Below are 12,825 nucleotides of genomic sequence, written 5' to 3'. Positions count from 1 at the left end.
ATCCGACGCATTTTATAGCCATCAAAATAAAAAGCAAACGTTTTCGTATATTGTTCAATATTTTTAATTTATTGATTTGAAATGTGTGCTCTTAGGTGATTTATTGCAGAGAGGTAAATCCATATTCAGTAAAAAGTTGTTGTGATTCAATCTGTAATAGGTAATTTGCGAAAATTTCTGATTTTTTTGTTATCAATGCCATGGTGTAAATCGCTTGGATATTATCGTGATTTGGAATTGGGAGCGTGGTGAGGTTTGGCAGTTTTGCAATTTTTTGTTGATAGTGATGATAGCCAATAAATAAGTCTGCCTGATGAGATTCTATTAACCATTGGGAAGCTAATTGACCAGAAGGGATCACGGGAGAGTTTTTCCCACCGACTAAGTGGCGAGTACGAGCTTGAATCTCATTAGCAAGGTGAGGATGATTCAGGCGAATTTTATCGTAGAGTTGGATAACATAATCCCCACAAGGGTCATCGTGGGGCGTAGATGTGCCAATAATAATATCTGGTGCACTAAGCAATTGCAGCCAGTTTGGGTACTTTTGGGCAAGCAGTTTCGTTGTGGTGATTCCTAGGCGGTTAGTAATAAAGGGCAAAGTGGCATACGCGATATTTTGTTGCATTAATACTAGGGGATGTGCTTTATCCGCAGAAAGAAACAGATCACAATATGTACCTGCCTCAATTTTTCGCCGTAATAGACCTGCGGGGCCAAACTCACAGGTGATTGCATGCTCATCCGCTTGCGGAAAATGCGTTAAAATGGCAGTCAATGCGCCACGTAGACTGCCCGCTGCCATAATATGCATTAATGGTTGCCTTGATATTGAGTACGATAGAATTTTTGATACCAATTATTCACTTTTGCATCCACATCAACATCAGCAAATTTTTGGGGGTAGAGCTTGCTCGCCATCCATAATTCACCTAACGCCATAGCTTCAGGCATTGGATAACCCCATGCTTTCGCATATTCAGGCATTAAAAAGACGCGTTTATTTTTAACAGCATCAATAACTTGCCAGCGCGGGTCATTGTTGATTTCATCCACTACGCTTGGGTATCGGTCTTGAATGAAAATGACTTCAGGGTTCCAGCTAATCACTTGTTCTAAGGAAACTTGTTTGTATCCTTTGATGGTTGATGCGGCAACGTTCATCGCCCCTGCATGTTGCATCATTAAACCCGTGTATTTTCCAGAGCCATAAGTGGTGAGCTCAGGGTTCGCCATGTAGGCTCGAATACGTTGATTTTCAGGAATATTTTTTAAGTGTTGAGCTACAACGTCGCGGCTATCAAAAGTTTCTTTAATCAGTGCTTTTGCGTTGTCGGGTTTATTGACGATATCCCCAATCAGCGCAATGCCTTCTTTTAAGCCTTCGTTGTATGCCTGTTCTTCGTTGATAAGTTCAGGATTGACATTGTTTTTTGCTTTGCCACTATTTTCTTTTTGCAATGAAATTGCCACAACAGGAATGCCCACTTGGGATATTTTATCGATCATTTCTTGCGGGGCATAGTTTGTTACAAATACCACTTGAGGTTTTAATTGCACTAAACTTTCAAGGTTAACACTTTTGAGGTCACCGACATTGGGAACTTTGACCAATTCAGGAGCAAGTCTTTCATAATTTTGCCCAAGTTGTTCACGCCAATTCCCCATGACGCCAACGATTTTATCGGTGGCATCCAACTGAACCAGTAAATTTAATGTTTGGTGTTGGAGAACGGCGACACGTTCAATCTGGTCGTCAATGACAACTTTTCGACCTAATTGATCGGTAAATTCTCGCTCAGCTAAGCTGGCGAATGAGCAAGATAAAGCCAAAAGGCCAATAAGATATTTTTTCATTGTTATATAACCTAGTATTTCGATGTAAATTGATTTATATAACGATTGATTTCAAGGGTCAACTATCATTTGGTGAATTAATGGGTTTAAACTTGATGTTAAATAAGAAATAAAAAGAAAAATTTAGCGCCTAATAAGCTTAGACGCTAAATCACAACAGAAAGGCTATTTTAAGAGTCGCGCTTTAACGGATTTACCTTTGATTTTACCTTGTTGCAGGTGTTTCCACGCTTGCTGAGCCACGGAGCGCTTAACTGCCACATAGGCGTGGGTTGGGTGAATGGCAATTTTACCAATGTCTGCGCCGTCAAGGCCGACCTCTCCAGTGAGAGCCCCTAAAATGTCACCAGGGCGTATTTTAGCTTTTTTGCCGCCATCAAGGCATAACGTCACCATTGTGGCTTCAAGTGGTGTAATGCGAAGACCTGCGGGTTCGGGTTGCCAGTTTAGCTTCATATTCAGCATTTCTTCGAGGGCATTTGCGCGTTGTGCTTCTTCAGGGGCGCATAGGCTAATGGCTAAACCGCTTTCACCTGCACGAGCAGTACGGCCGATACGGTGCACATGAACTTCAGGATCCCACGATAATTCATAGTTAATCACCATTTCAAGGGCTTTAATATCGAGTCCGCGGGAAGCGACATCGGTCGCAACCAACACGCGGCTGCTCCCATTTGCAAAGCGCACCAAGGTTTGGTCACGGTCACGTTGTTCTAAGTCGCCATGTAGCACTAACACACTTTGCTTGCTGTCATTTAGTGCATCATACACCGCTTGGCAATCTTTTTTGGTGTTACAAAAAACGACGCAAGAAGCGGGTTGTTCACGGCTTAATAATTTTTGTAATAATTCGATTTTACCGTGGCGTGAGACTTCATAAAATTGCTGCTCAACCGCAGGTAATTCATCAACACTATTGATTTCAATTGTTTGTGGCTCGTGCTGAATTTGTTGGCTAATGCGTGCTATTTCATCTGGCCAAGTAGCGGAAAACAGTAAAGTTTGTCGGCTTATTGGTGCGTAGTTAATTACGGTTTCAATGTCAGGCATAAAGCCCATATCTAGCATTCTGTCCGCTTCATCCAGCACTAACGTTTGCAATTCATCAAGTTGAACGGTTTCGCGGTTTAGGTGATCAAGTAAGCGGCCTGGCGTCGCGACAATTATATGGGCTGCATGAGCAAGGGAATCGCGCTGCACGCTAAAAGGTACACCGCCACACAAGGTGAGAATTTTAATGTTTGGAATTGCACGGGCTAAGCGGCGTAATTCGTTAGCGACTTGTTCTGCGAGTTCGCGAGTAGGGCACAAAACCAATGATTGGGTTTTAAATAATTTGGCATCAATACGTTGCAATAACCCCAAACCGAATGCAGCAGTTTTACCGCTGCCTGTTTTGGCTTGCGCACGAACATCTTTCCCCGACAGGATAGCAGGAAGGGCGGCCGCTTGGATCGGGGTCATACTGAGGTAACCTAACTCTTGTAGGTTAGACAGTTGTTCCGCGCTCAGCGCGTTAAGATCAGCAAATGAAGTCACAATAAAATCTCAAATAATAAAAAGGAGCTAATGGCGCCAATGATACTATCCCTGCATGATGCTGTCTGTTTTTAATTCCAAATTAAGGTAGGAAAGGTGGGGTTCAGGTAAGATTTTAGATAAACCAGACTGGAGGATAATTAAATGGACAATTTGCAGCAGCGGCTCAATCATTATCAACGACAAATTCAAGAAAGTGAACTCAACGTTGTCTATGAGTATTTAATTAAAACCATGATGCAAGCAAAGCAATATCTTGCAAATCAATCTGAACGTGGTTTTGAATATGGAAATATCTCCCCAGGTTACCTAGATTACTCATATTTTCCTATTGTAAATACATTTTTGAAACAGCGAAAACTGCGCTTTGGTATTGTGCTTAATCACCGTAAATTGTGTTTAGAATTATGGTTGATGGGGCAAAATGCATCAATACAAAAGGTATATTGGCAAAAATTAAAATCCAGTCCATGGAATACACATTTGACTGAAATGCCGCAATACAGTGTGTTAGCGACTATGCTAATTTCTCATCCTGATTTCACGCAAAAAAGTACACTATTTGTTGGAATAGAAAAACAGCTGTTCCCACTGATGAATGACGTGATGTGTTTTATTGAAAAAATAGAAAGGTAAGTCATAAAAAGCTTCCTTTCTTATAAAGGAAGCTTTGAGCCAGTGTTCTCTATTGTTAACTAGGGATTAAATCGGCCCTAAATTGGTCAGGACGGCATAAACCAGAGCCACAATAGAAATGGCAATCCATGTGAAGACTAATGGCCAAATAAATTTCACCCACGTGGTATATGGGATTTTCGCCGTAGCCAGCACGGCCATTAAGATCCCCGATGTTGGGTTAATGCAGTTCACCACACCTTCACCTAACAGAACCGTTTGTACGGTAGTTTGGCGGGTAATTTCGAGTAGGTCGCCCATCGGAGTAAAGATTGGCACTAATACAGCGGCCTCACCTGAGCCAGAAGAAATAAAGAAGTGCATAATCGCTGCAGTTGCAAACATAGAGAGTGCAGAAAGGGTTTTTGGCAAACCATCCATCATCGAAATAATCGCATTGACGATGGTGTCCAAAATCATGCCATCAGATAATACAATCGCAATAGCACGTGCCATACCAACGATAAATGCACCGCCAACCATACCCGCACAGCCTTTTAAGAAGCCTGTTGCAATGCTATTTGGTGACATACGGTTGAGTACACCAACACCGACCCCTAAGATGATAAACATCGCCATCATCTCTTTTTCACCCCAGCCCCATTCGACAGCACCAAAAATAAAGCCGACTAAGCAGAATGCGCTATATGACAAAGTGATGATATGTAGCGCCGAAATTTTTGAGGTTTGGTGATCAGCGTCATCGACAGCAATCTCTGGGCGAACCATACCTTGCTTACGGCATTTTTTAGTATAGAAAGTTAAAAATAAGATACCCGCGATGACGAAAGCGATATAAATCACCATTCGAAAACCAAGGCCAGATAGCAGGGGAACGTCTGCTAAGCCTTGTGATAAGCCAACCGTCATCGGTGCCATGATTGAGGCATTAAAACCAGCATAGGCAGCAACATAGACCAATGCGGCACCAAATTTATCGTCCATCCCAACAGATTTTGCGACTAGCAGGCCGATAGGAACAAATGCAATGATTGAGTTAACGACAATGCCAGTAGTGCCTAAAATAGAAAACACCACAAAGAAAATTGTGATTAACAGAAAATCATTGAGCTTCTTACTGCGCGAAATATTATTCAGTACCTTTTTTATGGCACCGGTTTCTTCAAGAAGATGTAACGCACCACCTGTAAAAATAATTAAAAAGATAATTGGTGCAGCTTTTACTAAGCCATCGGCAATAGACGTGAAGATTTGCCCTGGTAAAATACCGTGTTGCTCAGGTAAACGCTCATAGCTACCAGGTATAGTGTAAGAGCTAGATACTTTAGTTTCAATGCCATCTTTGACCATGGTGATGACTTTAGTCTCTGATGCATATTGCCCCGCAGGAACGATCCAAGTAGCAATACCTGCGATGACTAAAATGAAGAACAATAAAACGTAAGGGTTCAAACCTTCCGAACGTTTTTTCGCTGGTGGTGGTGTATTTGTTGACGTTGTTGCCATATTATTATCCTGTTGGATTATTATTTATTGTGTAATACGTTGTAATACATTGAAAAATAACTGTGCTCGCTCAGTTAATGATGGAATTTCTAAATATTCTTTATCACTGTGTTGGTAGCCGCCGATTGGGCCTAAGCCATCAACAGTAGCAGTGCCGACACCTGCTGTGAATGAAGCATCTGAGCCGCCGCCTGTTGAAACGTCGACTAACTCGATATCTAATTTCGTCGCTTCTTGCTTGATGATGTCGATAAGTACTGTACTTTCATCCGTTTTAGCCATTGGCGGGCGATTGATTCCCCCAGTTAGCGTCAGTTTAATGCCATCTAATATCGGTTTGCTGCACACTTCTCTGACTTTTTTATCAATTTCTACGCCTTGTTCTTCAGAAGAAATTCGTACATCGATTTCTGCTCTCGCATTGGGTGCCACTGTATTGACTGAGGTTCCACCTGAAATGAGACCAACGTTAACGGATAAGCCTTGGTCATGGGCAGAGAGTGCATGTAAGCTTTGGATTTTGTGGGATAGCTCTTGAATAGCGCTGATACCAGCTTCAGGGGCAATACCCGAGTGAGAAGCCTTCCCTTCGATGCTCAGTACATAAGTGCCGACGCCACGGCGTGCACTAACAATGGCGCCATTGGCACGTGCAGGTTCCATAACTAAGGCATAACGCTTGCCTAATGCACATTTTTCAATCACACCGCGGGATGAAATAGAGCCAATTTCTTCGTCGCAGTTAAGTAAAATTTCGATATTTTTATAGCGAGAGTCTTGGTTGTCGTACAGTTGCTTCATGACTTGATACACCATGACATGACTGCCTTTCATATCGATCACACCTGGACCATAGGCTCTATCACCTTTGATACTAAATGGACGTTCTGCGACAGTGCCTTTTGGGAAAACGGTATCTAAGTGCAGTAAAATTAAGATATCGGCCTTTACCGATGGGTAATAAATACGGTAGTTATTGCCTAATGATTCATTTTCAATGACTTCAACTTCAAATCCCATTGCTTGGTATTTTTCGCACCACACGGCAGCATGGTTATCGACGCCAGCCTTGTCATAAGAACCAGATTCGATATTCACGACCTGTTCCAGTAGTTTTAACATGGCGGGCTCGTGCACTAAAAAATGATTAGTCATAATGGATTCCTAATATTGTGTTTGTCGTTAATGAGACTGTTTTTATTGTGTTCTGCATGTGGTATTACATCGAAAAATAAAGATAAGAATAAGTGCAATGTAAGAAATTTCATTTTTCTTTAAATTAAATAAATATATGCACCACTTGATAAAGTACTCAGTTTTAATTATTTGATTAAAATTTTTCAATAATTATTGTAAGCATTTTTTATCGTCTCTGTTATGTTTCTATGACACGGATTAACTAAATCGAATTTGATGATTCGATATATAACTTCACTATTATGTGAAAGGTTAATATGCAGGATACCGATAGCGGTCGGTACTTTTTGACTCTATCATACTAAATAATTTGGATACAAGTTTTGTTTTATTTTAATTTAACGCATTGAAATTGAATGAAAAATACAAAATAATCAAATAAATCTAATCATTCGCTATAAATAATTAAGGAGCTTTATATTTTGGATTTTTGTTTTACAGTAATGGTTTTTTTGTTTGATTTTATTCAATTTGCTTATATAAAGTATAATTTAGAGTGTAAATAAACCAATATTAAAATTTATATTTTTATTTAAATTTAATAAACATAATAAACTTTATGGTCTTTAGGATTTGAATCGAACAATTATTGAACACTTTGTTTTGTGGATAGCTTTTGATTTTAAATAAGTATAATTATGTGATTTTTGTTCGTAGGTTAAATTGAGATTAATAATTAGTATTGCTTTGTTTAAATAATGTGCTAAATGCTGACTTGGTTAATTGGCGATATTATTAGAAACATAAAATGAAGCTACGTTTTTAGCTACCTTACAGAGGTTTGATAGGGTAATTGTTGTTCTTCACTTTGTGGTTGGTAATAAATGAGCTGATATAGCTGAGCAATCTGTAAGAGAGAATAGTTAGGATGGCAAAAGAGAATAAGTTTCTACAATAGCACCATTAAAGAGTAAGTCGGTAGAGATGGTAAGTGAAATTTCGGATAGGACTATGATGCTAATCATGGTTTTCATTAGGCCTGATTACATTGGTTAGTAATATAATTAACTTTTAATATACAATTATTCTTTAATTTTAATAGGTTAATGAATTTTATCTACTGGTGAAGTAGATATTGATAAACTAAATAGTGATATTGTGACGGCTCGCTCATTTCATGTTTATTGATTAACTTATTGTATTTTAAGATTATTAATTTAAATTTAGAAAATTTTTCTCTAAATTTGTATAAAGTCATCGATTTTTAGAAAAATTTTTCTATTTCCCTATGGCATATTCCTTTCAGCAACAAATATAAATAAACACTTTTTTCTCTTTCTATGATTGGGTTTTAATAATGACTAAGAATATTGCTACTGTTTTAATTCATGGTGGAAAACAGCAAGATACTGTCAATCATGCGATTTTCCCTGCAATCACAACCGCGAGTACTTTTGTCCAACAAAGCTTAACTGAACATGGAGAATATTGTTATTCCCGTTGCAGTAACCCAACTCGTTATGCCTATGAAACACTGTTAGCGGAAATTGAAGGTGGAATCTACGCAACAGCGACTGCTTCAGGTGTTGCGGCTTCAAGTTTAGTGCTAAATTTACTACCAAAAGACTCTCATATTATTGCAATGAAGGGCGTTTATGGTGGAACTTTCCGCTTATTTGAGCGTGTTGCAACCGTAAACTGTGGTCACAAAATAGATTATGTTGATTTAAATAATCTGGATGAGGTCAAAGCTAACATAAAAGACAATACCCGCTTAATTTGGATTGAAAGTCCAACTAATCCGTTATTAGAGTTAGTGGATATTAAAGCGGTTTGTTCGTTGGCAAAAATGCATGATATTTTGACTTGCGTGGATAATACATTTGCAACAGCATGGAACCAAAAACCATTAGAATTAGGTGCCGATTTAGTGATGTTATCAGCCAGTAAATATATCGGTGGTCATTCTGATTTAATTGGTGGTGCGGTAATTACACAACGTGAAGATATTGCCAGTCGACTTGATTTTTTAAAAACCACCCTCGGTGCAATTGCTTCTCCCTTTGATGCTTACCTTGCATTACGCGGCTTAAAAACATTGGCATTACGCATGTCAGCACAATGCAGTAATGCGCAGAAAGTCGCAGAATATCTAGCAACACACCCGAAAATTGAGCACGTTTATTACCCAGGTTTACCATCACACCCACAACATCAGCTATGTAAAACACAAATGCGAAGCGGGGGGGCAGTTGTGACGATTAAATTAAAAGGTGATATTGAGGATACAAAAACATTTTTATCTAAGGTGACTTATTTTGTATTGGCGGAGTCTCTTGGTGGTGTGGAAAGTATGGTAAACCATTCAGCGACCATGTCCCATGGTTCAATGACTAAAGAAGAAAGAGAAAGTATTCATGTTTACGATACGACATTGCGTTTATCAGTAGGTATTGAAGATATTAACGACTTATTAAATGATTTAGAAAAAGCATTATCTTAATTAAAATCACAATAAAATATAATAAGAGAGCACCCCATGAATGATTATGGAATTTGGACCATTGTCACTCCACTGGTCACGATACTTTTAGCCATTTTTACACGCCAAGTTATTTTATCTTTATTATTGGGAATATTAGTCGGGTTTACCGTTATTAATGATCATAATATATTATTAGGTGTTAACGGAACACTCGATGGAATTATTAATACTTTTGCCTCACCTGGAAATACAAAAACAATTCTATTTATGGTCATGATAGGCGGTATTATGCGTCTTGTTGTGGTTACAGGTGGTGTTAGGTCACTTGTTAGATTATTGACTAATAAAACCAAGTTGATTAAAAATAGAAAAGCAGTTCAATTAATGGCAATGATTATTACGTCATTAATTTTTATTGAAAGTTCAATTAACCAGTTAATTGCAGGTGCGTCAACAAAAACACTCGCGAAGAATTATGGTGTTTCGCCAGAAAAAATGTCTTATATCGTGCAAACATCCTGTGTGTCGGTGTGCTCGTCAGCGATGATAAACGGTTGGGGTGCGGCAATGATGGGGGTGATTGGCGTGCAGATATCAAAAGGTTTTATTACGGGTGAACCTTTTGAAATTTTAGCCAGCTCGATGGTATTTAATATCATGGCATGGTTTTCTTTAGCTTCGGTTTTATTTTATATCTTCTCCAATTTTTCTTGGGGGCCGATGAAAAAAGCAGAATTGCGAGCTCATGAAGAATCGTTAACCATCTTATCCGCGGAAAATACTGAGCAAGATGATGAAGATATTATTGAACATCCTAATTGCCATACATCTTTAAATTTCTTTATCCCAATTTTATCAACGGTATTAATGGTCCCAGTGGCTTTATATATCACTGGTAATGGTGACTTTAGTAAAGGCAGCGGCTCAACATCTGTTTATTGGGGGGTCATGTTTGGAACGCTAGTTTCTTTTGTCTGGTTCTTAGCGCGTCGCGTATTAAATATTGAGAGTTTCTTTAAAGAACTATATATCGGTTACGCTAGCATGGTGAAAATCAGCTCAGTCATGATATTAGCATTCTTAATGGGGACAGTTTCCTCAGATTTAAATACTGGGGCTTATATTGCTGAAGTGACTTCTGGTGTTATTTCCCCTGCATTCTCAATCGGTTTTATTTTCTTAATTAGTGCTGTAATGTCATTGGCAACAGGCACATCGTGGGGAACGTTTGCCATTATGATCCCTATCGGTGTGCAATTAGGTATTTCAGTGGGAATGCCAGTGGAATATATGATTGGTGCAGCTATCGCAGGGTCTATTTACGGCGATATGACATCCCCAATTTCCAGTGATGCGATTGTGGCTTCCATGGCAACAGATTGTGACCATATTGAACATATCCGAACACAAATGCCTTATGCTACTGTGACAGCTGCATTTGCTCTGATGGTCTACCTCTATTTAGGCTTCACATATTAATCTGGATAATATTCAAATGAATATACAAGAAAGGCTTTCAACAATAGCGAAAATTAATTTATTGCACACCGCAACGCCATTGGTGAAATTGAATAATATATCTGAATACCTTGGTCGAGAAATTTATATTAAACGTGATGATATGACCCCCCTTGCGATGGGGGGCAATAAACTGCGTAAGTTAGAGTTTATTATTGCGGATGCACTACAGAAAAAAGCTAAAGTATTAGTCACTGCAGGCGCTATACAATCTAACCATGTTCGCCAAACAGCCGCTATTGCAGCAATGTATGGTTTAGAGTGTGTGGCTTTATTGGAAAACCCGCTGCAAAGTGGGAATTCCCTATTTTTAAATAATGGCAATAAGCTGCTGACAGATTTATTTAATACTCGCTGTTATTTTTGTGAAGAATTAAGTGACCCTAATGAACAAATGAAAGCATTAATTGAGTCATTAGGGTTAGAAAATGCGTATGTTGTACCTGTCGGTGGTTCGAATGCTCTAGGTTCACTGGGGTATGTCAGTTGTGCTTTGGAGATTGCACAACAAAAGCCAAAAGATATTGATTTTGCTGCGGTGATTGTTGCTTCAGGTAGTGCGGGAACCCATGCTGGTTTAGCTATAGGGTTACAGGTCGTTTTACCTCAAACTCCTGTTATTGGCGTAACAGTCTCGCGTACGGTTGAACAACAACAGCCAAAAGTTGAAAAGCTGCAAAATGAAATAAGTGAATTATTAAACCTTGCTGATTTTCCGAATGTACAATTATGGGATCAATACTTTTCACCTGCATATGGTGCACCGAATAGCAAGGGGCAACAAGCAATTGAATTATTAGCACAAAAAGAAGGGATTTTACTCGACCCTGTTTACACTGGCAAAGCCATGGCAGGGTTAATTGATAATGTATTAAAAGAAACTATTGAAGGCAGTCAGCCGCTTTTATTTATTCATACTGGCGGTTCACCTGCCTTATTTGCTTATCCTGAAATCAATGCGGCAAGTATTTAAAACTATATTAAAGATGTGATGTACCTATGAAGATTAATACTAAAGTTATACACGGTTATCCAATGACGGATAAGTACACGGGAAGTTCATCTATTCCGTTATATCAATCGTCAACTTACTCGCAAAGTAATATTGAAGAAAATTACGCGTATATTTATTCGCGTTTTTCAAACCCAACCCGTGATGCACTAAGCGAAGCTATTTGCTCAATTGAAAACGCACAATTTGCTGAGGTTTTTTCATCGGGCATGGCTGCTATTAGTGCAGTTTTATTAGGGTTTAGCCAGGGAGATCACATTGTTGCCTGTAAAAGTATTTATGGTGGCACTTTTCAGTTAATGACTGAGTTTTTACCTCGTTACGGTATTTCAGTGACATTTGTTGATGCGACAGATCCTAAAAACTATGCAGATGCAATACAAGAAAATACTAAGGCATTTTACATTGAAACGCCATCGAATCCGACATTGCAAGTAACAGACTTAAATGCGGTCATTGGTTTGGCAAAAAAGAATAATTTAATCACTGTGTGTGATAACACATTTATGACGCCGTTATTGTCGGATGTGATTTCGTTAGGTATTGATTTCTCGATTAATAGTGCCACTAAATTTATTAATGGGCACAGCGACGTTATTTTAGGAACCGTTGCAACAAATAATGCCGAATATGCCAAATGGTTACACAAATCAGCGGTTGCTATAGGCAGTATTGCTGCACCATTTGATAGTTGGCTGACCATGCGCGGTTTAAAATCAATGGCAATGCGTGTTGAGCGTTCCAGTGAAAATGCACAGAAGCTTGCAGAATATCTTAACCAGCATTCGAAAGTAAAAAAGGTGTTTTACCCAGGCTTGGTTTCACACCCAAATCACCAGGTTCATATGCAGCAATCAAAAAATGGCGGAATGGTCGTTTCGTTTGATTTAGGCAATGAAAAAAATGTGAAATTATTTTTAGATGCGATTCGTATCCCATTGGTCGCTGTTAGCTTAGGGGGAATTGAGTCAATTATTTCTTATCCTAAGATTATGTCCCATGCCTGTATTCCTAAAGAGGAACGCATTGCACAGGGAGTAACGGATGGGTTGCTACGTTTTTCAGTTGGCTGTGAAGACATTAGTGACTTATTAGCTGATTTAGATAACGCACTATCAACGTTATAACCTGAAAG

The 12,825-nt window shown here is 39.0% G+C and carries 10 protein-coding genes; 5 read left to right on the top strand and 5 right to left on the bottom strand.

The window, feature by feature from the left end:
* Positions 1–100 precede the first annotated feature (100 nt).
* From AABS66_RS12215 to dbpA, 3 genes are all read right to left on the bottom strand, one after another.
* Positions 101–814 carry a substrate-binding domain-containing protein gene (locus tag AABS66_RS12215; protein WP_272539072.1) on the bottom strand — a complete coding sequence of 238 codons (714 nt, stop codon included), beginning with the start codon at positions 812–814 and terminating at the stop codon, positions 101–103.
* Complete coding sequence (locus AABS66_RS12210; RefSeq protein ID WP_272539073.1) at positions 814–1,857, bottom strand: ABC transporter substrate-binding protein; 1,044 nt, start codon at positions 1,855–1,857, stop codon at positions 814–816. Before AABS66_RS12210 ends, AABS66_RS12215 begins: the two co-directional genes overlap by 1 nt.
* A gap of 165 nt (positions 1,858–2,022) precedes the next feature.
* The gene (dbpA, locus tag AABS66_RS12205) at positions 2,023–3,396 is read right to left on the bottom strand and encodes an ATP-dependent RNA helicase DbpA (protein WP_430224968.1); all 1,374 of its coding nucleotides are present in this window, start codon (positions 3,394–3,396) and stop codon (positions 2,023–2,025) included.
* 144 nt (positions 3,397–3,540) lie between these two features.
* Here dbpA and AABS66_RS12200 point away from each other — a divergent pair, with 144 nt between their 5' ends.
* Positions 3,541–4,032 carry a DUF7000 family protein gene (locus AABS66_RS12200; RefSeq protein WP_430224967.1) on the top strand — a complete coding sequence of 164 codons (492 nt, stop codon included), beginning with the start codon at positions 3,541–3,543 and terminating at the stop codon, positions 4,030–4,032.
* Positions 4,033–4,098: 66 nt separating this feature from the next.
* Here the strand turns inward: AABS66_RS12200 and AABS66_RS12195 are convergent, their stop codons facing one another.
* Both AABS66_RS12195 and AABS66_RS12190 read right to left on the bottom strand, forming a co-directional pair.
* Entirely contained in the window at positions 4,099–5,538 is a 1,440-nt protein-coding gene (locus AABS66_RS12195; protein ID WP_206082799.1) for a YfcC family protein, read from the bottom strand.
* A gap of 24 nt (positions 5,539–5,562) precedes the next feature.
* On the bottom strand, positions 5,563–6,693 hold the full coding sequence (locus AABS66_RS12190) for a M20 family metallopeptidase (RefSeq protein WP_272539075.1): 1,131 nt from the start codon (positions 6,691–6,693) through the stop codon (positions 5,563–5,565).
* A 1,339-nt stretch (positions 6,694–8,032) separates the two neighbouring features.
* Here AABS66_RS12190 and AABS66_RS12185 point away from each other — a divergent pair.
* From AABS66_RS12185 to AABS66_RS12170, 4 genes are read left to right on the top strand one after another with little or no spacing between them, the layout of a single operon-like run.
* The gene (locus AABS66_RS12185; protein WP_206082797.1) at positions 8,033–9,178 is read left to right on the top strand and encodes a trans-sulfuration enzyme family protein; all 1,146 of its coding nucleotides are present in this window, start codon (positions 8,033–8,035) and stop codon (positions 9,176–9,178) included.
* 36 nt (positions 9,179–9,214) lie between these two features.
* Positions 9,215–10,639: a Na+/H+ antiporter NhaC family protein gene (locus AABS66_RS12180; RefSeq protein ID WP_206082796.1), complete on the top strand. Its 1,425-nt coding sequence runs from the start codon at positions 9,215–9,217 to the stop codon at positions 10,637–10,639.
* Between the two features lie 16 nt (positions 10,640–10,655).
* Positions 10,656–11,651 carry a D-cysteine desulfhydrase gene (locus tag AABS66_RS12175; RefSeq protein ID WP_430224966.1) on the top strand — a complete coding sequence of 332 codons (996 nt, stop codon included), beginning with the start codon at positions 10,656–10,658 and terminating at the stop codon, positions 11,649–11,651.
* Between the two features lie 26 nt (positions 11,652–11,677).
* Positions 11,678–12,817, top strand: a complete 1,140-nt coding sequence (locus tag AABS66_RS12170; RefSeq protein WP_206082794.1) for a trans-sulfuration enzyme family protein — start codon at positions 11,678–11,680, stop codon at positions 12,815–12,817.
* The last annotated feature ends 8 nt before the right edge of the window (positions 12,818–12,825 follow it).

This window comes from Providencia sp. SP181 (assembly GCF_050446505.1).
Classification (GTDB): Bacteria; Pseudomonadota; Gammaproteobacteria; order Enterobacterales; family Enterobacteriaceae; genus Providencia; species Providencia vermicola.
Note: the sequence above shows the minus strand (reverse complement) of the source record. Positions and strands in the feature narration are given on the sequence as shown.